Annotated in this window: 18 protein-coding genes and 1 pseudogene; 10 read left to right on the top strand and 9 right to left on the bottom strand. The window is 69.4% G+C overall.

The window, feature by feature from the left end; genetic code table 11:
* Window positions 1-695: 695 nt before the first annotated feature.
* Window positions 696-941, bottom strand: a complete 246-nt coding sequence (locus GA0115240_RS31120) for a hypothetical protein (RefSeq protein WP_093741909.1) — start codon at window positions 939-941, stop codon at window positions 696-698.
* A 611-nt stretch (window positions 942-1552) separates the two neighbouring features.
* On the bottom strand, window positions 1553-2005 hold the full coding sequence (locus GA0115240_RS31125; protein ID WP_141709027.1) for a hypothetical protein: 453 nt from the start codon (window positions 2003-2005) through the stop codon (window positions 1553-1555).
* Between the two features lie 280 nt (window positions 2006-2285).
* Between GA0115240_RS31125 and GA0115240_RS31130 the strand changes: the two are divergent.
* The 5 genes and pseudogenes from GA0115240_RS31130 (at window position 2286) to GA0115240_RS31155 (ending at window position 6386) form a co-directional block, all read left to right on the top strand.
* Window positions 2286-3511: pseudogene (locus tag GA0115240_RS31130) on the top strand (IS701 family transposase).
* Between the two features lie 263 nt (window positions 3512-3774).
* Window positions 3775-4566, top strand: a complete 792-nt coding sequence (locus GA0115240_RS31140; RefSeq protein WP_093741917.1) for a ferritin-like domain-containing protein — start codon at window positions 3775-3777, stop codon at window positions 4564-4566.
* Window positions 4563-5393: a ferritin-like domain-containing protein gene (locus GA0115240_RS31145; protein WP_256070113.1), complete on the top strand. Its 831-nt coding sequence runs from the start codon at window positions 4563-4565 to the stop codon at window positions 5391-5393. The genes GA0115240_RS31140 and GA0115240_RS31145 overlap by 4 nt, the downstream gene beginning before the upstream one ends.
* Before the next feature lie 96 nt (window positions 5394-5489).
* Complete coding sequence (locus GA0115240_RS31150; protein WP_093741919.1) at window positions 5490-5885, top strand: cupredoxin domain-containing protein; 396 nt, start codon at window positions 5490-5492, stop codon at window positions 5883-5885.
* Between the two features lie 60 nt (window positions 5886-5945).
* Window positions 5946-6386, top strand: coding sequence for a hypothetical protein (locus GA0115240_RS31155; RefSeq protein WP_093741921.1), 441 nt, complete (start codon window positions 5946-5948; stop codon window positions 6384-6386).
* 131 nt (window positions 6387-6517) lie between these two features.
* Here GA0115240_RS31155 and GA0115240_RS31160 read toward each other — a convergent pair whose 3' ends face one another.
* Window positions 6518-6841 (bottom strand): STAS domain-containing protein, encoded by a 324-nt coding sequence (locus GA0115240_RS31160; RefSeq protein WP_093741941.1) that lies wholly within the window; start codon window positions 6839-6841, stop codon window positions 6518-6520.
* Window positions 6842-7075: 234 nt separating this feature from the next.
* Between GA0115240_RS31160 and GA0115240_RS31165 the strand changes: the two genes are divergently transcribed.
* Complete coding sequence (locus GA0115240_RS31165; RefSeq protein ID WP_202451927.1) at window positions 7076-7474, top strand: ATP-binding protein; 399 nt, start codon at window positions 7076-7078, stop codon at window positions 7472-7474.
* Window positions 7475-7565: 91 nt separating this feature from the next.
* Here the strand turns inward: GA0115240_RS31165 and GA0115240_RS31170 are convergent, their stop codons facing one another.
* Window positions 7566-8012, bottom strand: a complete 447-nt coding sequence (locus GA0115240_RS31170) for a multicopper oxidase domain-containing protein (RefSeq protein ID WP_161302593.1) — start codon at window positions 8010-8012, stop codon at window positions 7566-7568.
* 523 nt (window positions 8013-8535) lie between these two features.
* Between GA0115240_RS31170 and GA0115240_RS31175 the strand changes: the two genes are divergently transcribed.
* The 4 genes from GA0115240_RS31175 to GA0115240_RS31190 all read left to right on the top strand — a co-directional run bounded on the left by GA0115240_RS31175 (window position 8536) and on the right by GA0115240_RS31190 (window position 13717).
* The gene (locus GA0115240_RS31175; protein WP_093741925.1) at window positions 8536-9696 is read left to right on the top strand and encodes a HoxN/HupN/NixA family nickel/cobalt transporter; all 1161 of its coding nucleotides are present in this window, start codon (window positions 8536-8538) and stop codon (window positions 9694-9696) included.
* Window positions 9697-9957: 261 nt separating this feature from the next.
* Window positions 9958-11637 carry a DUF4331 domain-containing protein gene (locus GA0115240_RS31180; protein ID WP_093741927.1) on the top strand — a complete coding sequence of 560 codons (1680 nt, stop codon included), beginning with the start codon at window positions 9958-9960 and terminating at the stop codon, window positions 11635-11637.
* Window positions 11634-12362 (top strand): class F sortase, encoded by a 729-nt coding sequence (locus GA0115240_RS31185; protein WP_218087450.1) that lies wholly within the window; start codon window positions 11634-11636, stop codon window positions 12360-12362. Before GA0115240_RS31180 ends, GA0115240_RS31185 begins: the two co-directional genes overlap by 4 nt.
* Window positions 12359-13717, top strand: coding sequence for a tetratricopeptide repeat protein (locus GA0115240_RS31190; protein ID WP_237555351.1), 1359 nt, complete (start codon window positions 12359-12361; stop codon window positions 13715-13717). Before GA0115240_RS31185 ends, GA0115240_RS31190 begins: the two co-directional genes overlap by 4 nt.
* 15 nt (window positions 13718-13732) lie before the next feature.
* Here GA0115240_RS31190 and GA0115240_RS31195 read toward each other — a convergent pair whose 3' ends face one another.
* From GA0115240_RS31195 to GA0115240_RS31215, 5 genes are all read right to left on the bottom strand, one after another.
* Window positions 13733-13918, bottom strand: a complete 186-nt coding sequence (locus GA0115240_RS31195) for a hypothetical protein (protein WP_093741929.1) — start codon at window positions 13916-13918, stop codon at window positions 13733-13735.
* Between the two features lie 179 nt (window positions 13919-14097).
* Window positions 14098-15822 (bottom strand): nickel/cobalt transporter, encoded by a 1725-nt coding sequence (locus GA0115240_RS31200; protein WP_093741931.1) that lies wholly within the window; start codon window positions 15820-15822, stop codon window positions 14098-14100.
* Entirely contained in the window at window positions 15819-17141 is a 1323-nt protein-coding gene (locus tag GA0115240_RS31205; protein ID WP_093741933.1) for a tetratricopeptide repeat protein, read from the bottom strand. Before GA0115240_RS31205 ends, GA0115240_RS31200 begins: the two co-directional genes overlap by 4 nt.
* Window positions 17142-17253: 112 nt before the next feature.
* Window positions 17254-18699: a DUF4331 domain-containing protein gene (locus GA0115240_RS31210; RefSeq protein ID WP_093741935.1), complete on the bottom strand. Its 1446-nt coding sequence runs from the start codon at window positions 18697-18699 to the stop codon at window positions 17254-17256.
* A gap of 98 nt (window positions 18700-18797) precedes the next feature.
* Window positions 18798-19064 (bottom strand): chaplin, encoded by a 267-nt coding sequence (locus GA0115240_RS31215; protein WP_093741937.1) that lies wholly within the window; start codon window positions 19062-19064, stop codon window positions 18798-18800.
* Window positions 19065-19464 lie beyond the last annotated feature (400 nt).

The raw sequence follows: 19464 nt of genomic DNA on the forward strand, positions 1-19464 counted from the left end.
GGAGACGCGAAAAGCGGGCCCGAAACTCGGGCAAAAGGGCCATTGGGGGCACGAAAAATCCGGCGCAAGCGAGGTTGTGATCGGCCGGAAAGGGCCTCTGACCTGGGAGAATGCGTGCCCCCGGCAGGACTCGAACCTGCGGCCAAGCGCTTAGAAGGCACCCGGCGCGTCCCGTCCTCTATGGCGCTGACCTGCACTAATGCACTGCCTTGCGTTAATCGTGGGCCACCCGTGGGACGTATTTGGGACGGTCGGATGTCCGACCGCCTGGGACGGGCTGTCAGCGAGGGCAAGAAGAGAGACGGCTCCGGAGGACGCGGGCTTTGGAAAAGTCGTCCCAGGTCGGCGCGCTCTGGTATCTCCCTTCGCGAAGTCCTGGAGCGCTGTGGCGCCATCCCAGAGATTACCCGCGAGATCAAAGAGCGATGTGCCATTGGGGTCGGTGTGGTTGACGGGGCCGCCGGCGGCGTAGAGGTAGGGGTTGCTCTCCTTGTCGGTGGGGCCAGGTTGAGTGAAGCGGCCGAAGACCTTTTCGGTGCGTAAGGGCCTTCGCGGTAAGCCGCGAAGGCCCTTACGGCGGGCTAATGAAGATCTACCCCACCGAGCACACGGCTGCAACCTCGTTCCGACCGCCCGCAGCGTTGGCTTGCGCATGCTGTGGTGCAGCGCTGCATTCAGTCGGTTGCCGGCCACGGCTAGTCCTGAGGAGGCAGTCCTTTTTTGCTGATCCCAGAAAAGCGGAAGGCTACGGGAACCCAGAGGGCGCAGATCAGAACGATACCGATCCACGACTTCGTTTCGCCGAGTACCAACGACACAGCGAAGAACACGAGGACTATCGCACTGACGGCAGCGGCGATCCTCAGGTTCCTAATTGTCTTGTTCGCCCCGGTCAGTTGATCTGTACGCACCTCGTCTCTCCTCATGTGGTCGATGGTCATCTAAGGGCTGTCCCGTAATCCGCGGTGGAGCAGCGTGCGGCGTCAGATGCGGTGCATCGCAAGGCGGTGGGTCGTCCTCATACCGGGTCGTATTCGGACGGGCCCGACAACGCAGCGAGGTGCCGTAGCTGTCGTCGCGCGCCCGCCGGGGATTACGGGACAGCCCTTAGCCCTGCCGCGCCCCTTCTCAGCTCAGCAGCTCGGAAGTAGCCTGACCTGCGTAGTAGCCCAGGCCGAGACAGAGGATGGGGGCCGCTGTATCAAGGCCTCCTCCGGCGCTTCTTGTTACGCAGCGGCGACTGCAAATACCCGGTAAGGAGAATGAAGAACACTGCGACAACGATGATGATCACTTCGACGAATTCGTGCATGAATCACTCCTGTTGCCCCGGGGCGCAATGCGCCCCGGGGATTAAATTTACAATAGTGCACTCGCTATATCTGCGATGTCTTTGACTGTGGAAGAGACATCGATCGCCTCCGCTGCGTTTTCGTCGACGTAGTCGGCGGCTAGTACTCCAGCCGTAGATCGTGATCTTGCCGGTCGGTGTGACTGAGCGCTTCAGCGGGCGGATGACCGCTTGAGCCAGTGAGACTTGTCAGCGCCATGCCTATGGCTGTGAAGGCTGTTGCTGCCGGCGGCGACCGGCGGTCCACAACCATGCGTGATGGCGGGTGCGACCAGCGATGTCAGCACTGTGCACGGCGGCCAGCACTGTCATCACCGGCCATGCGAGCAAGGTCACCACCATCTCAAGGGGTCCCACGTCCGTGCCCAGCGCCACGACCAAAACCTCGGCGGGGAACACCATGGCTGCAAGTAGGCCCCCTATGAGGGCGGGCTTCCATGCGCGGCTATCGACGGCCCGCTGGGATGCGAGAGCCAGCCCTCCACCGATGAACACCCCCATCAGGGCGCCCGCCGCCGAACTCCCGACAAGGAGTATCCCGCCGTCACGGAAAGCACTCAGCGCGGCCTGCGTGCTGCCTCTTGCCAGGAAGGCGAGTGCGGCCCCGAACGCGAAAGTGACCCAAAGCCCCCCTGGAACGCCTGCCATCAGCATGCCTACCCTCATACCGCGGCCCAGCACATCCCGCCTACTCATAGGCAAACGTCTACCATCAGCGGTAGACGCATGCCCAGGGGACAGCCACCGCCCGCACGCTCAGCTCACCAGTCACGATGCTCAAGTCCGCTGGCTGAAGCCCTCAGTCAGAGCCGGGGCCGGAATGTAGACGGGTACGGCCACCGCTGATCATCGGTGTGTGAAGACAAACGATCATGTGGTGGCCGCAGGTCACAGGGTAGACCCTGCCCGCTGGCAGGAGGCGTTCGAGAGCCTGCTGAGCCGGATAGCGGGACGGTTCGCGCGGGTCGAACCCCGGCGTCGGGTCCGGAAGTTGGTGCTGGGTCTGCTGTCGGACCTGCCGCGCAAGAACTGCTGGACCATCGCCGAGTGGGCCCAGGAGGCAACCCGGGACGGCATGCAGCACCTGCTCGGACGCGCCAAGTGGGACGCTGACCAGGTCCGCGACGACGTGCGTGAGTACGTGGTGGAGCACCTGCACGACGATCAGGCAGTGCTGGTGGTCGACGAGACCGGGGACGTGAAGAAGGGCACGCGCACGGTCGGCGTCCAGCGCCAGTACACCGGCACCGCGGGCAGGATCGAGAACGCCCAGGTCGCCGTCTACCTCGTCTATGCCGGCCGACGCGGGCACGCGGCGGTGGACAGGGAACTGTACGTCCCGCGTTCCTGGGCAGCGGACCCCGACCGGTGCAGGGATGCCGGACTCGGCGAGGACACCGCCTTCGCGACCAAGCCGGAACTGGCCACCCGCATGATCGCCCGGTTCCTGGACGCCGGCCACCATGTGTCGTGGGTCGCGGGTGACGAGGTCTATGGCGGCAACCCGAAACTACGTGCCGCACCGGAGGAACGCGGCACCGGCTACGTGCTGTGGCCGTCGCTTGCTCCCACGAAGTCACCACACAGGCCGGAAAGTTCCGTGCGGATGTCTTGGCCGGGAAGGTCCCGAAGCGTGCCTGGCAGAAGCTGTCGGCGGGAGCGGGGGCAAAGGGGCATCGCTACTGCGACTGGCCCGCCATCGATCTGGCCGACCCCGCGCCCGGCAGCCGCCAGTTGCTCATCCGGCGCAACCGCAGCACCGGCGAACTCGCCTACTACCGCTGCTACTCACCCGCACCCGTGCCGCTGACCACGCTGGTGCGGGTCGCTGGATCAAGGTGGCGGGTGGAGGAGTTCTTCCAGTCCGGCAAGGGCCTGGCTGGACTGGATGAGCACCAGGTCCGCCGCTACGCATCCTGGTCCCGCTGGGTCACCCTGGCCATGCTCGCCCACGCCTTCCGCGCCGACGAACACACCCGCCACCCCACACCAGACGCCCTCATACCGCTCTCCTGCAACGAGATCCAGCGCCTGTTCATCGCCCTCGTGGTCCGCCCCGCCCACAGCGCCGCCCACCGGCTCGCTTGGTCCACCTGGCGGCGCCACCACCAGGCCCGATCCCAAGCCAGCCACTACCGGCGACAAGCCGCCCAGGCGTGAAGATCACGATCTACAGCTGGAGTACTAGGGCAGCCGGAGACCGGCAATCAAGACCGTGACCTGGGCGGATGATTTATCGGCACGGGCGGGCTCCTCACAGGGCATTCGGACCACGTGTGTTCGGATTGGTGCGGCAGTGACGTCCCCGACGAAAGAAACGAAGTTCGTTGGCTCCAGGTCGCGACCAATCCGTGCGGCCGACGACGACGAAGAGCATCTGTCAGTGCTCCTCAATCCGAGGGCGCGCGGAGAGATGGGGCGTGATGGGCGCAGAGCGCATCGACACCCGACTGCTGGAAGAACTGACCGAGCAGTCCCAGGACTTGAACAGCGACGCGGTGCGGATTACGGCCGAGGCACTGGGCGACTTCACCGAGGTCACCCGGGAGCAGCCCTCGCGTCGGTGGTGGCAGCGCGGCGGAGTGGTGGCGGGTGCGGCTAGCGCGGCGGCTGTGCTGACGTCCTTGCGGGCGGTCGCGGCCACATCGAGTGACGACGTCAAGGCGCTGCAGACGGCCGCGTCGATCGAGAACCTGGCCATCAGCGTCTATCAGACGGCGGCAGGGCTGCCGTTCATCAAGGACGGCAACAAGACGGTCGCGGCGTTCATCGCCAAGACCACCACGCAGCACCAGGCGCACGCCCAGGCCTTCAACGCCGCGGCCACCCAGGCCGGCGGAAAGGCCCAGTCCGGGCCGGACCCGAAGTACGCGGCCGTGGTGAAGAAGGCGCTGCCCTCGATCAAGACCCCCGCCGACGTGGTGGCGCTGGCCATCACGCTGGAGGACGTGGCCGCGCAGACCTACGCCAAGAACGTCGGCCAGGTCAGCAGCAATGAGCTGCGGAAGCTCTTCGCCTCCGTCGCGCCGGTGGAGGCGCAGCACCGGGCCACGCTGCTGGCCGTACAGGCGCTGCTGGCCGGGAACTTGGGCGATCTGATCGCCATCCCGACGAATGCCGCCAAGCTGCCGGCCGCCGCGGGCAGTGTCGGATTCCCCGACGCCTTCTACCCGACCAAGAGCGCTTCGCCGATCACTGAAGGGGCCGTGAAGTGACCGCGACACGCGACGACTGGGAACTGCCGATCAGCGAGGCCCAGTTGGCCCGCCTCACCCGGGACATGGAAGCAGCCCACCTCGACACGCTGCCCGCCATGCGGGCCAGCGCGGTGGATCTCACCGACGACATCCGGTCCCACGGAAACACCCCGGCCGACGGCCCGAGTGACCCGGGGCGGCGCCGGTTCCTGCTCGGCGCCGGCGGCGCGGCTGCCGCCCTCGCGCTGGCGGCCTGCTCCAGCAACGACAAGAAGTCGCCCTCCTCCTCGGGCAAGGCCCCCGCAGCCACGCCCTCCGCCTCGGCGTCCGGTGCCGGCACCTACACCGGGGACCTGAAGGTCGTCGCCCTGGCGGTGGCCCTGGAAAACCAGGCGGTCGGCGCCTACCAGGCGGCCCTGGCCGCCGCCAAGGCCGGCAAGCTGGGCACGGTTCCGCCGGCCGTCGCCACCTTCGTGACCACCGCGATGGCCCAGCACACCGACCATGCCAAGGCCTGGAACGCGGTCCTGACCGGAGCCGGCAAGCCCGCGATCACCAACGTGCCGCTGTCCAACCAGCCCGCCACCCTGGCGGTGCTGGGCAAGGCCGCCAGCGTCGGCGACGTGGCCCAACTCGCCCTGCAACTGGAGGACCAGGCCGCGCAGACGTATCTGTTCGCCACCTACAACGTCACCAGCCCGGCCGGAATCGCCACCGCAGCCTCCATCGCCCCCGTGGAGGCCATGCACGCGGCGATCCTCAACTTCGTTCTCGGCCAGTACCCCGTCCCGTCCGACTTCCTGCCCACCGACAAGGCCGCCAGCCCCACCCTGCTGACTGTCTGACCCCCTTGAGCGTGCCGGGCGGCCCGGCCCACAACGGGCCGCCCGGCGCCCCTCTTCAGTTTGTCCTCCTGTGAGGTTGTCCCCGTGAAGCCAGCAATGACCCGCACCCGTCTTCCCATACGTCCCCACCATCTGGCCGTCGCCCTTGCCGGCGCACTGATCACCCTGACCGGCTGCTCCAGTTCCAGTGGCGGCAGTGGATCCACTGCCGCCACGGCGTCCTCCGGCGCCTCTGGTGCGGGCGGCGGTTCGACCATCGTCATCAACAGCTTCGCCTTCAGCCCCGCCACCTTGACCGTGCACCCCGGAGTCACCGTCACGGTGAAGAACCAGGACTCGACCGCTCACACCGCCACCGACGGCAGCGTGTTCGACACCGGCACCATCGGCCCGGGTAAGTCGGCGACTTTCACTGCTCCCAAGAAACCCGGCACCTACAGCTACATCTGCACCATCCACCAGTTCATGAAGGGGACTCTCACCGTCAGCTGAGACCGCGTCCCGCCCCCATGGACCCGCGGGTACGTCACCGCCTCCGCAGAGGAAGACCTCATGCACAAGGCCAAACTCCCGCCCGCCGCCACGTTGCCCGCCTCCGCAGCTCGCCCGATCACCGCCGCGGCCCTCGCAGTGGACGCCTTCATCCACGCCAAACTCGCCGACCAGTACGACGCCGTCGCCGCGAGCATCAGCCAGGGCGCCCTCTTCCGCACCGAAGCCGCCCTCGCCTCCCTGGCAGCCCTCGTCGTCCTGGTCTGGCGCCGCCCTTTCGTTGACGTCTTCGCCTGGCTTGTCGCCGCCGGCGGCCTCGCGGCCCTCCTCCTGTACCGCTACGTCGACGTCGGCGCCCACGGACCGCTGCCCGACATGTACGAGCCCGTCTGGTTCGGCGACAAGCAGATCAGCGCTCTGGCCCAAGGAGTGGCGATCATCTCCGCCGGCTGCCTGCTGATCGCCGTCCGGTACCGCAGGACCAGCGCGGTCGCTGCCTGATCCGGGCCGCGCCACCTTCGCTCTACTCCGTGCCGGCGAACCCCACTGAGCGGGGTGGGATAGGAGAAGGTGCCCGAAGAGCTCTCCGTACCCGCTGCCGTGGCGAGGCAGGCGGGCCCCTGATTATTCCCTCAGTGGGCAGGCGCCGCCGCCTGCGCGTCGTGCACGGTGGGGTAGATCCGGATGACGGCGTCGAGGCCGACGATGCTGAAAAGCCGCTCCACGACCGGGGGTGTAGCGGCGATCCGCAGGTCGGTGTTCTGATGGGTGCTGATCACCAGTCGCAGGAAGCTGGAATCGCCGAAGGTGATGCCGCTGGCGTCCAGGATCACCCCGGGGTGCGATGCGGTGGCCGCCTCGATCTCTGCGGTGAGCGGGGCGAGGGCGGTTGCGTCGAGGTCGCCTCGCGCTGCGATGACCGGGAGACGGGTGGGAGCGCGATCGGCTGTCGACATGTTCACAGTATGCCGACGCCCCGTCGCCCAGGTGTAAAGGTCGCTGACCTGGATCGAACAGGGCTCGGGTTGTTGTCGGGACAGCATTGCCTGTGGGCCGGTTGTGCGGGAACGCCGACCAGGGGCAGATGGAGTGTGTGCCGATACCTTGCCTCGGACGAGGTGCGGCCGGTGTGGCGGTGCGATATGACGGCAGGAGCCGGCAACGTCGACCGTCGGTCTGGAGATGATGACGTGCGCATCAGCGAGGTCTACGCTGGCAAGCCGGGAGCCATCGGGTCTGCCCGCCGTCTCGCTGCGGCGTTCCTCGACCGGACCAGGGCCACCGGCCTGGAGGTACCCGACGAGGCCATCGCAACCGCGCAGCTGGTGGTCAGCGAGCTGGTCACCAACGCCGTGAAGCACACCGGCGGGCCGTGCGGGATCGACCTCGAACTGGCAGGCGGCATCGTGGAGATCACGGTCTGGGACACCTCCACGCAGCCGGTGACAGCCGCGGATCCGGATCCGACCAGCGTGGGCCGGCACGGCATGGAGATCGTCGCCGCGCTGTGCGGCGGCTTCCACGTCGTGCGACGAGCCGTGGGCAAGCAGATCACCGTACGCATGTCGCTGAACCCGGTCCCCGCCTGACTCAGGTCCAAGGCCAGGGCAGCCCGCGGGATCTCTACTCGGTGGACAGCCCGCACGGAGCTTGCCCAGCACGCTGGACGGCGGCCGGTAGTCATGCATCTCGGTGCAGCCGGTTCCTGCCGGCCCTTGTCCGTGTCAGCCCCCAGTCGGCGGCACGGACGACGTTGAGCCGGGTGATGCCCATCGCGTGGTCGTGGTACCAGAGGTGCGCGGCCTCCTGCCGGTTGGGATGGCGGTAGGTCATTGCGCCGCCGGGGAGAAAGACCTGCTCCGGGTGGCCGTCCATGCCGGGAGGGGTGACCGCGCCGTGCAGGTGCACCGACACCCGCGGTCTGCTGCGGTCCTGCTCGGTTGCGCCCTCCAGGGAGGGGTCGACGTCGGCGGCGAACAGCTGCCGCCCCAGGCGGTTGGTGAAGGCGAGCGCGATGGGCTGGTCGCGGTGCGCCTCGATGGTCGGTCCCCAGTACTGCTGGCCGCCGTAGGACCAGGTCGGCGCGATGCCCAGATCACGGTGGAAGCGGTGCCGCGAGGGAGCCATCGCGAGCGTGCCGCTCCCCCGAAACGTCGCAAGGACCGGCAGCCGGTCCACGTAAGGCGTCAGCTCCGGAGACGGAAAGGACAGCTCCCCCGCCTGCTCCGGTCCGGCCGGCTCAGTACCCCGGGCCACGGCCCCACCCGCAGCGAGGCTTCCGGATCCCAGGATGCCGGCCGTGAGCAGGGACCGGCGGGACAGACCGTAAGGCATGCGTTCCTCCTGGTGGGTGCACTCATCCACCAGCCTGGCCGCCACCCACCTGTCCGGGGCGAAGACCCACCCGGCTTGTCATACGAACGGATGGCGGCCACCTGCCGGAGCGTCCTTTGCTGCTTCCCCGTCCGCGGGAACCACTGCTTGATGGCGTCGCCGGCACCCCGAACGACGTACTCGAACCGTGCGGTGCTTCCGCGCGCCCCTCGAATGCACTACGTGCACCTGATAGGCAGACTCAATTGCCCATAATTTGCAATAAGGGGCCCGCACGGTGCGGGTGCTCACGCCCCGCACGCGAATGTGAGCGCACATGACAGCCACACCTCCCAGCCCCGCGTACTCTCCCCTGAAGGCATCACTTCTGAGCCGGATTGCCTGCGGGCTCACCCGTCCTGAGCGGCGCCGCCTGGCCGGCATGGCGGCATTCATAGCGGCACTGCACATCATCGGGTGGTTCACCCTGGTGGCAGTCGTCGTGCCGGGCCACTACAGCGCCAACGGGCAGTCCTTCGGCCTGGGGATCGGCATCACGGCCTACGCCCTCGGTATGCGCCACGCTTTCGACGCCGACCACATCGCGGCCATCGACAACACCACCCGCAGGCTCATGAGCCAGGGCGGCCAAGGCGAGGGCCGGCGTCCGCTGTCGGTCGGGTTCTGGTTCTCCCTGGGTCATTCCAGCGTCGTCTTCGGCCTCACCTTCCTCCTCTCCCTGGGCCTGAAGTCTCTGGCCGGGCCCCTCAAGGACGACAGCTCCCGGCTCCACCGGATGACGAGCCTGATCGGGACAGCGGTCTCCGGGACCTTCCTGTACGCCATTGCCGCGGTCAACCTCGTCGTGCTGGCCGGGATCTGGAGGGTCTGGCGGCAGATGCGCGCCGGGGACCTGGACGAGCACGCTCTGGAGGAGCAGCTCGACAAGCGCGGCCTGATGAACCGCCTGCTGGGCCGCGTGATGACCTCGATCGACAAGCCCTGGCAGATGTATCCCGTCGGCCTGCTCTTCGGTCTCGGTTTCGACACCGCCACCGAGGTCGCCCTGCTCGTCATGGCCGCCTCGGGCGCCGCCACCGGACTGCCCTGGTACGCCGTGCTATGCCTGCCGGTGCTGTTCGCCGCCGGGATGAGCCTGCTGGACACCATCGACGGCTCGTTCATGAACCTCGCCTACGGCTGGGCGTTCTCGCATCCCGTCCGCAAGATCTACTACAACCTCACCGTCACCGGCCTGTCGGTCGCTGTGGCTCTGATCATCGGCACCGTCGAGCTGCTGGCCCTGCTCGCCGACCAGCTCACCCTGACCGGGGGTTTCTGGGGCTGGGTCGCCGCGCTGAACCTCAACACCGTCGGCTTCGTCGTCGTGGGGCTGTTCGCCGCGGCCTGGGCCTGCGCCCTGCTGGTGTGGAAGTACGGCCGCATCGAGCAACGCTGGGCCGCCCCGAGCCAGCCGGCCGAAGCGGGGGCCGAATGAGCGGCACCGTCGGGGCGGGCCGCTGAAAGAGGCGGTGCGGCGGCTCGGGACCGCTCGTTCGGCTCTACGGCGTTGCGGGCTGATGACGCCCGTGGTGACTTATTCATAACTTAAGTCGCATTGCGGACACACATGGCAGTGAGGCCGGCGCCTGTGACGGGCGGGGTCGAGGCGGTCCGTTTGGGGCTTCGAGTGTCCACCGCCGTCAGCCTGCCCTCCCGCCCCCGGAGGGCCCCGGCTCCCACCCGAAACGGATGGCCCATGCCCCGCACCCGCTCGCGCCGGAGATTCCCGGCCCGCCCGGCCGAACGCGCCCTCGCCACCCTCGGCGTCCTGTCCCTGGTGTCCGCCGCTGCCCTGACCGGTCTGGCACCCGGTGTCAGCTCCGCCTCCAGCCACCGCGAGGCGCCGCTGATCGCCGGCGACCCGAAGGCGGACAACACCGACGTCTACGCCTTCACCAGCCCCGACAAGCCCGACACCGTGACGATGGTGGCGAACTGGATCCCGTTCGAGGAGCCCAACGGCGGACCGAACTTCTACCCGTTCGCCAACGACGCCCACTACAACATCAAGATCGACAGCAACGGCGACGGCAAGGCCGACACCACGTACACCTGGTCCTTCACCGACCACATCCGCGACGCCGCCCACCAGTTCCTCTACAACACCGGCGTCGTCAACAACCTGGACGACCCGACCCTGAACTTCCGCCAGACCTACGACCTGACGGTCACCGACGCCCACGGCGCCACCACGACGCTGCTCAAGGACGCCCCCGCGGCCCCCTCCAACGTCGGCAAGGCATCAATGCCGAACTACGCCGCGCTGCGCAAGCAGGCCACGCTGTCCCTGCCTGGCGGCGGCCAGACACTGGCCGGCCAGACGTCGGACCCGTTCTTCGCCGACTTGCGGGTCTTCGACCTCCTCTACGGCGGCAACCTCTCCGAGACCGGCAACAACACGCTGGCCGGCTACAACGTCAACACCATCGTCATCCAGGTGCCCAAGAAGGACCTCGCGCTCAACGGCAACGCCACCCGCAACCCCGTGATCGGCGTCTGGTCCACCACCGACCGCCAAGGCGCGCAGGTCACCTCGTCCGCGAGCAAGGGCAAGGAGGGCACCGCCTCCTACGGCAGCGCGGGCTCGGCCGACAACGGGAAGGCGCCGGGCCGGGACGGCTCCGGCGGGACCGGCTGGCACCAGGTCTCCCGCCTCGGCAACCCGCTGGTCAACGAGGTGGTCGTGCCGCTGCAGTACAAGGACGCCTTCAACACGCTCAGCCCCTTCCAGGACCACACGGTCACGCCGGTGGTGAACGCGGTCAAGGACCCGATCCTGCCCAAGGTCGTCCAGAGCATCTACGGCATCCCCGCCCCCGCGATCCCACGCAACGACCTGGTGGAGATCTTCCTCACCGGCATCTGCAAGGCGTGCGGACCGATCAACGCGGACCTCAACTCGCAGCTGCTCAACGGCGACGTGGACAAGAACGCGTTCACCCCGGGCGAGGAGCTGCGGCTGAACATGTCGGTGGCGCCCACCGCCAGCCCCAACCGCCTCGGCGTGCTCGGCGGCGACCTGGGCGGCTTCCCCAACGGCCGCCGGCTGACCGACGACGTCCTCGACATCGAACTGCAGGCCCTGGAAGGCGCCGCGCAGACCGGCAAGATCGTGCCCGCCCTCGCTGCCGGCGACGCTGTCAACGCCCCCTACCGGGCGCCCAGCGCGACGTTCCCCTACGTGGCGCTGCCCAGCAACATGTCGGTCAACCTGGCGTTCTCGTCGCAGCCCGGCGGCGGCGTCGGAGCGGGCTTCGGCGGCACCGCCTTCGGCGGTCACTTCCCCGTGGTCGCGGTGACCGCCATCGGCGGCGGCGTCCTGCTGGCCGGGGCCGGAGTCCTCGCCCTGCGCCGCCGTCGGACCGACCGCGCGTGACCGGCTCCTTCACGGCAGGTCGCCCGCCCTCCGCACCGGAGGGCGGGCGACCGCGGCGCGTCCGCAGGCTCACCGCCGCCGCCGTCGTCGCGGGCCTGAGCCTCGCCGCCGCCGGCACCACCGCACTGATCACCGACCACCCCCGCCCGGCGGCGCAGATCGACATAGGGGCCCTGCCCGCGCCCGCTGCCGGGGGCGCCCGCCCCGTCACCGGGACGCCCGCGGCGGCCCGCCCGGTGCGGATACGCATACCCGGCATCAGCGTGGACCGCCCCCTGACCGGCCTGCGGGTCCAGTCGGACGGCCACCTCGCCGCACCCGAGGACCCCGGACAGGTCGGCTGGTGGAGCGACGGCCCGCGCCCCGGCGACGCGGGCGCCGCGATCGTCGTCGGCCATGTCGACTCGCTGACCGGCCCGGCGGCCTTCTACGGCATATCCGCGCTGCGCCCGGGCGACTCCATCACCGTCGACCGCGCCGACCACACCCGCGTCGACTTCACCGTCCAGGCCCTGCGCCAGTACAAGAAGGACGACTTCCCCGACAACGACGTCTACGCGACCACCGGCCCGCCCGCACTGCACCTGATCACCTGCGGCGGCCCCTACGACCCGGCAGAAGGCGGCTACCTCGACAACGTCGTGGTCTACGCCGCCCTCGCCACGCCGAGTTCACGGCATCAGTCCCCATCACCTCCACATACCCCACCCCGGAGCGGGAATTGACCCTGGCCATCCGCCGACGCCCATCGCGCCGCCGCATCATGCTCTCCGCCGCCGTTACCACCGTCCTCGGCGCCGGGCTGTTCCTCGCCGGAGGACTGGGCCTGGCCCCCTGGCCCGCGGCATCCACCGACCCCGGCTCAGGCCCGCCCGCGCAGGCCGGCAGTCCGGCCTCCGGAGCCGACCCGATCGCCGCCGACATCACCCGCCTGCAGGCCAAGGCCCGGCAGAACCCCGCCGACGAGGTCACGCTGGGCACCCTGGGACTCGACTACGTCCAGCAGGCCAAGACCACCGCCGACCCGTCGTACTACCCCAAGGCCGAAGCCGTCCTCAAGCGCTCACTGGCCCTGCGGAGCAGCGACAACTTCACCGCGATGGGCGGCATGGCCGCCCTGGAAGCCGGCCGCCACCGGTTCACCCAGGCACTGGACTGGGCCCGCAGAGCCGTCGCCGTCAACCCGTACAACTCCTCCCTGTACGGCACGCTGGCCGATGCCTACACCCAGCTCGGCCGCTACTCCGAAGCCGCCGACGCCGTCCAGCGCATGGTCGACCTCCGCCCCGGATCACCGTCCCTGTCCCGGGCCTCCTACGTCGCCGAACTCGACGGCGACATCACCACCGCCCGCACCGACATGCGCCGCGCCCTCAACGACGCCGCCGGCCCCGCCGACGCGGCCTTCGCCCACTACTACCTCGGCGAACTCGCCTTCAACAACGGCGACCCAGCCACCGAACTCAGCGAAGCCGAGGCCGGACTGCGCACCGCCCCCACCTACACCTCCCTGCTCCAGGCCAAAGCCCACGCCGAAGCCGCCCTGGGCAACACCACAGGCGCCATCACCGACCTCACCCGGGCCGTGCAGCGCGTCCCCCAGCCCGAATACGTCCTCCAGCTCGGCGAGCTGTACCAATCCCTCGGCCGCACCCAGGAAGCCGCCCAGCAGTACCAGGTCTTCCGCGCCGAACAGCAGCTCTTCACCAGCAACGGCGTCGCCCTCGACTCCGACGCCGCCCTCTTCGAAGCCGACCACGGCAACCCGCAACAGGCTCTGACCATCGCCCGGCAGGGCATCAAGACCCGGCCCTTCATGGACACCCACGACGCCCTGGCCTGGGCCCTGCACGCCAACGGCCAGGACCGCGAAGCCCTCACCGAATCCGACCAGGCCCTCGCCCAGGGCACCCGCAACGCCCTGTTCCACTACCACCGCGCCATGATCCAGCAGGGGCTCGGCGATCTCGACTCCGCGCGCGCCGACTTCACGGCGGCGCTGGCCATCAACCCCCACTTCAGCCCCCTCCTCGCCCCCAAAGCACGCGCCGCCCTCGCCACCCTGACCGGCACCGGCTGACGGAGGGCGGCCGGTTCAGGAGCGGCGGGTGAGGCCGGTGTAGAGCCGGGCCCAGGCAGCGTCCTGGGCAGTGGGCGGTTTGCCGTCGCAGAAGGGGAGCGACTTCTGTGCGGTGAAGTAGCGGAGCATGGTGAGGACAGCGAGAGGCTTGCCGTCCTTGCCGCCGGTGTAGTCGTGGTCGGGCAGGACCTGTTGATGCACGCGGCAGGTAAGACGCGGGCTGGGGGCGCCAGTTGCCAGAGCCCCCGTGGACGATCCGGAGCCGCCGCAGGAAGTCAGAGCGAGCGCGGCACTCAGGAGGAGGGGAGCGGCGAAGCGGCGTGGGCGGGAGGGCACGATGTTCTCCTCGGGCGTGTCGGGATCGGGATGGAGCGGTTCATCTACAGGGGCACGGCACGCAGGGCCGTACCCACGCCGACGGCCAGGACCAGGAGCGCTGCGCCCAGAGGAGTGATCCGGGTGCCCCATCCGGCCAGTCCACGCCAGCGGGTGCCCCCGAGTGAAGGGATTCGGTCGCGGAGTTTGAGGAGCAGCAGGCCGGCGGCGGCGAGGGTGCCGGCCATGCCGAGGCCGTAACAGATGACCAGCGCCACGCCGAAGGCGGTGCGGCCCAGCGCGATCGATCCCAGGAGCACGACGAGGGCGGAGGGGCTGGGCACGAGGCCGCCGGCGACGCCGATCCCGATCAGTCCGCCTCTTCTGCGGCCGGCGCCATGCTGCTGGTGGTGATGGTGGCCGAACAATCCGTGGCTGTGAGTGTGCTCTGCGCCGTGGTGGCCGTGCCCATGAGGATCGGCATCTTCGTGATCATGATGGTGAACGGGGGCCGTATCAGCGGCGAGGAGCGTCCCCGACGCCGACGGACCGGAACCGGCAGCGGCCAGCGATACGTCCGGGGCGAGGGGATGGGGAGGCGCCATATGCACCGGTGCCTCGTCATGGTCGTGGTGGTGCCCGTTCCCGTGCCCGTGATGTGCGTGGTCGTCGTGGTGGTGGTGACTGTGTCCGGCCGTCTGCCCGGAGCGGAGGGTGCGGAGCGCGGAGGGGAGCAGCCACAGGCCCGCGGTGGTGATGATGACGCCGCTGATCGTGCCGAGCCAGGCCAGGGCGTCTTCGCCGAGGAGTGTGGAGGAGGCGCTGATGGCGATGCCGAGGACGAGGACCGAGGCGGTGTGGGTGAGGGTCACGGTTCCGGCGACGGTGACGGCGTCGCGGGGGCGGCCCTGACGGCCTGCCAGGTAGGCGGCCATGATGGTCTTGCCGTGGCCGGGCAGTGCCGCGTGTCCCGCGCCGAGGACAATCGCCATCAGGACGGCGAGGAGTCCGACGGGCAGGGTGAGGCGGCGGCTGTCGGTAAGGGCGCTCAGGTGCCGGTCGAGGGCGGCGTACCAGGTGCCGGTCCACCCGGTGCCCGGCGTGGTGGCGGCGACGGCGCCGGGCCCGGCGCCGAGGACGATGCGGGTCCGGCGCTGGTCGAGCGGGTCGGACAGCAGGTCGGCCGGGTAGCGGCGCAGCTCGTCCGACACGGAGGCCGCCGGCACGTCGGCGGTCCCGATCCGGAGCCCGTCCCCGCGGGCGGTGATCTCGTGCCAGCCGATGTGCGTGTTGTCGACACCTGAGGAGAGTTCGACGGTGTCGCCGGCGCCCAGGTCGAGAGGGGCGGTCAGCCGGCATTCCAGCCGTCCGGTGTCCAGCCCTGCCTGGCCGCGCACCAGGCGGAAGGATGCCCCGGCCACCTGGAAACGCAGCTTCTTCGGTCGGCCGGTGCCGCCCGGTCTCGGCGAGGTGGTGGCGCGGACTCCGTCGGCCAGGGTGGCGCAGGCGGTCCTGGCGTGGGCTGCCGCTTCTGCGGCGCTGAGCCTGCCGTCGTGGTCGGTGTCCATCGCGGGCTTGGCCTGGAGGGTGGGGATCTCGGCGGTGTCGACCACGGCCAGGTCGTCGATGCCCCCGGTGCGGAGCGTGAGTCCGTCGTACCGGTTGACGGTGAAGTTTCCCAGCGGGTGCGCGGACACGACGGGAGCGGCCAGCCAGACCAGTGCGGGTGCGGCGGCCAGCAGCAGAGCGGCACGGCGGGTGTGGAGACGAAGACGGCTGCTCGGGATCATCGGTGTCCTCGCAGGGCAGCCAGGCGGGCGCGGGCGTCGCTGGCGTAGAGCGGTGAGAAGTGCCGGTTCGCGGCGAGCGCGTCTGCCAGGTCCTTGGCCGACGCCCGGTCGTCGCCGAGGGACTGCTCGATGACGCCGCGGTGGTAGTGCAGCAGGGCGTCGCGCCAGCCGAGCCGGTCGGCCTGATCAGCCATCGGGAGTGCCTCCCCGTCGCGCCCGGCGCGGTGCAGGGCCCAGCCGAGGGCGTCGGCCACCAGTACGTTGTGGCGCCGGTGCCATTCGGCGGTGAGCAGCTTCACCGCGAGCTTCGGGTCGCCGTGGTCGGCCTGGTACTGGCCGAGGTTGAGGTCGTCGACCACACCGTTGGCGGCGAACAGCCGCTGCTCGGCTTCGAGCACGCCGTACTGCGCGCGGGCCTGCGGGGCGCGGCCGAGAGACTGGAGCAGCTCGCCGAACTCCAGCACGTACTGCGGCTGCGGCACCCGGTCGATGGCGGTCCGGTAGTCGGCCACCGCGCGGTCGGTCTGGCCGAGGGCGGCTTCGGCTCTGGCGGATCCGGCGAGCGAGGCGGTGTAGGTCGGATCGAGGCGCAGCGCGGTGCGGTAGTGGTTCAGGGCCTGTTGGGGGTGCCCGGTGTTGAAGGCGAGTTCGCCCAGGTAGTGCTGGCAGAACGCCTGGTCCGCGGGTGTGCTGGCGTCCTCCAGGGCCCGTTGCAATGCCTGCGCGGCCTCTGTGGTCCGGCCGTGCAACTCCAGGGTGTAGGAGGCCCGGGTGAAGGACGCGGTGGACGGGTGCAGGTCGAGCATGTGCTGCACGGCCTCCTGGGCGGCCCGGTCGTCGCCGAGCTGGGTCAGCGCGTCGTTGAGCGCTCCGTAGGGGGCCCAGGCGTACGGATCATCGGCGATGGCCTGCTCCGCCCAGGTGCGGGCCTCGGCGAAGCGGTGGCGGGCGTTGGCCAGGCCGGCCATCCCGGTCAGCGCCGCAGTGTTGTGCCGAGGCTGCAGTTTCAGCGAACGCCGCAGCGCGGCCTCGGACTTGGGATACAGCGTCGGATCGACATCGAGCCGGGCCTGCTCGACGTAGGCGGAGCCGAGCTGCGCCCACGACGAGGCGTCGGACGGCTGCGCGCGCAAGGTCTGCTGCAGCTTGCCGACCACGGCGTCGACGCTCAGCGGCGTACCCGGACCGCCGGCGTTCGGAGCCGGTACGGGGCTGCCCGCGGGCGGGGGCGAGGAGCCCCCGGAATGCTCCATGGCGGCGAATCCGGTCAGGCCGGCGCACAGCACGGCGGTGGTAACGATGAGTGCGAGGCGGCGCATGGACGACGGTCTTTCCGTTCGGACGAACAATCGGCTGGCAGGGGTTTTCGCCGGAAGCGGCGAGGTGCCCGGTGCGGGCGCGGGCAGGAACGCGCCCGCACCGGGCGGTCGGTCAGCCCGCCTGGTTCACCGAGCCGGTGAAGGGCAGGGCGATGTACGGGAAGCTGCCCGTGTAGGGGCGGCCGGGTCCGTTGACGCCGTCACCGGCGGCGAGCGCCTGGACGAGGTGGCCCGGCGTGGCGCCCTCCAGCGCCTGGATGGCGATGTCCACCACGTCGTCACCCATCCGCCGCCCGTTGGGGAAGCCCTGGAAGTCCCCGTTGAGGACACCGAGCCGGTCCGGCTTGGCGGTCACCGGGGTGGACATGTTCAGCCGCAGTTCCTCGGCCGGCACGAACCGCTTCGGGTTGATGTCCTTGTTGAGCAGCTGCGAGTTGAGGTCCACCGCCAGCGGGCCACCGGCCGCCTTCGCGATGCCGGTCAGGAAGATCTCCTGGAGGTCTCTGCGCGGAGTCTTCGGCGCCGGGATGCCGTAGATCGCCTGGATCAGCTTCGGCAGCTCCGGGTCGAGAACCTTCGCGACCAGCTTGGGCTGGTTGTGGTCCTGCGACGGCGGCAGCGCGTTGAACGCGTTCTTCAGACCGGCCGGCACCACCGCCTCGTTGACCAGCGGGTTCCCGAGCCGGGAGACCTGCACGTACGGGCCGGTCGCCGTCTGCTTGCCGGGGCTGAGCCGCATCGTGCGGCGTTCGGTGGAACTCCACACGCCGATCACCGGGTTGCGCTTCGCGTTCCCCTTGTAGGCGAGCGCGGACTTCGGCACCTGGATCGCCAGGGTGTTGACGTTGTAGCCGTTGAGCGTGTTGTGCCCGGTCTCGGACAGGTTCCCGCCGTAGAGCAGGTCGAAGACCCGCAGGTCCAGGAAGAACGGGTCGGCCGCCTGGCTGGCCACCGTCCGGCCGCCGCCGGGCAGTGTCTTGGTGGCCTGGCCGCGCAGCCTGCCGTAATCGGGCATGGACGCCTTGCCGACGTTGGAGGGTGCGGCGATGGCGTCCTTGACCAGGGTGACCGGCTTCTTGCCCGCCCGGAGTTCCTGCAGGCTGTAGTGCTGGCGGAACAGCAGGGTCTTGTCGGTGAGGTTGTTGACGACCCCGTTGTTGTACAGGAACGTCTTGTCGCCGCGGCGGTCCTCGTTGCGGAACGTCCAGCGGTAGGTCAGGTCCGGTTTGCCGGTGCCCTGGCTGTCGATGTTGATGTCGTAGTGCGCGTCGGTGGCGAACGGGTAGAAGTTCGGGCCGCCGTTCGGCTCCTGGAACGGGTACCAGTTCGCGACCAGCGTCACCGTGTTGGACTTGTCCGGGCTGGCGAACGCGTACAGGTCGGTGTTGTCGACCTGCGGGTCGGAGGCGATCAGCGGCGCCTCACGGTGGCTGGACGCCTGGCCGACACCCGAGCCCGGCCCGATCAGCGCGGCGCCCGCGACCATGGTGCCAAGGGCCAGGAGCAGCGCGGTCGACTTCCACCGGCCGACGCCGACCGGTTTTCTGCGTGAACTCATCGAAGGTCTTTCTGTGGGGAGAGGAGACCGGTCTCAGGACAGGTTCCGGGGCACGTTCGTCCCCAACAGGACCTTGAGATGGGTCGACTTGCCCAAGTTCACCCGATCAGCCCAACAATCACCCTGCTGTCGGCGGTGGCGCTGTTGTCATCCGAGGCGACGTCCCAGGAGCCGACGTTGGCGCAGGTGGCAGTGCCGAGGGCCGGGCTGCGGACGCCGAGCAGATTGAGCGAGTTGCCGCGTGCGTCGAGAGGGTCGATCGGGACCTGGAGGGCGTTTCCCGACAGGACTCCCGGCGATCCGATGGCAGTGCCGCTTGCGCCAACGATCGAGGGGTGCGCCCCTCGGGCCGGAGCGCTGGCCATTCCCTACTTCATGCGGACACGCGGGGGACGATCGAGATCGAGCCGCCCCTCGGGTCAGGAGGCTGAACGACCGGCCCGCGATGACACGGCCGACGGGGCTGGGGTGGAGCCACCCCCGGTCCACCGGGCGCCGTACCTTTCCGCGGACTGGTCGGGTTACGTCGGCTCCGATCCGGGCGAGTCACCTGTGCAGTCGTTCGGTATGACCGGTCGGCACCACCTGATGATGATCACCTAATGTTACCGATCGCCTACCCGACTGGCACGAGCGACTTAGCCTCGTCTCGCGCAAGCCCCGCGACCTGCAGTTCCAGGTTGAAACGAGCCAGATCGGCTGCGAGCAGGTGCCAACAGGGCGCCTGCTCTGTTCTTAGCTGATGATTCGTTAGAAACGCTCTGA

Origin of the sequence: Streptomyces sp. DvalAA-14 (assembly GCF_900091855.1) — a bacterium.
Taxonomy (GTDB): domain Bacteria; phylum Actinomycetota; class Actinomycetes; order Streptomycetales; family Streptomycetaceae; genus Actinacidiphila.

Bases quoted from the DNA above. Each gene is read 5' to 3' on its own strand.
- GA0115240_RS31155 (WP_093741921.1), top strand. From the start codon at position 5,946: ATGCACAAGGCCAAACTCCCGCCCGCCGCCACGTTGCCCGCCTCCGCA.
- GA0115240_RS31205 (WP_093741933.1), bottom strand. From the start codon at position 17,141: ATGCGCCGCCTCGCACTCATCGTTACCACCGCCGTGCTGTGCGCCGGC.
- GA0115240_RS31180 (WP_093741927.1), top strand. From the start codon at position 9,958: ATGCCCCGCACCCGCTCGCGCCGGAGATTCCCGGCCCGCCCGGCCGAA.
- GA0115240_RS31120 (WP_093741909.1), bottom strand. From the start codon at position 941: ATGACCATCGACCACATGAGGAGAGACGAGGTGCGTACAGATCAACTG.
- GA0115240_RS31160 (WP_093741941.1), bottom strand. From the start codon at position 6,841: ATGTCGACAGCCGATCGCGCTCCCACCCGTCTCCCGGTCATCGCAGCG.
- GA0115240_RS31215 (WP_093741937.1), bottom strand. From the start codon at position 19,064: ATGGCCAGCGCTCCGGCCCGAGGGGCGCACCCCTCGATCGTTGGCGCA.
- GA0115240_RS31140 (WP_093741917.1), top strand. From the start codon at position 3,775: ATGGGCGCAGAGCGCATCGACACCCGACTGCTGGAAGAACTGACCGAG.
- GA0115240_RS31170 (WP_161302593.1), bottom strand. From the start codon at position 8,012: ATGGCTCCCTCGCGGCACCGCTTCCACCGTGATCTGGGCATCGCGCCG.
- GA0115240_RS31210 (WP_093741935.1), bottom strand. From the start codon at position 18,699: ATGAGTTCACGCAGAAAACCGGTCGGCGTCGGCCGGTGGAAGTCGACC.
- GA0115240_RS31200 (WP_093741931.1), bottom strand. From the start codon at position 15,822: ATGATCCCGAGCAGCCGTCTTCGTCTCCACACCCGCCGTGCCGCTCTG.
- GA0115240_RS31125 (WP_141709027.1), bottom strand. From the start codon at position 2,005: ATGCTGATGGCAGGCGTTCCAGGGGGGCTTTGGGTCACTTTCGCGTTC.
- GA0115240_RS31175 (WP_093741925.1), top strand. From the start codon at position 8,536: ATGACAGCCACACCTCCCAGCCCCGCGTACTCTCCCCTGAAGGCATCA.
- GA0115240_RS31150 (WP_093741919.1), top strand. From the start codon at position 5,490: ATGACCCGCACCCGTCTTCCCATACGTCCCCACCATCTGGCCGTCGCC.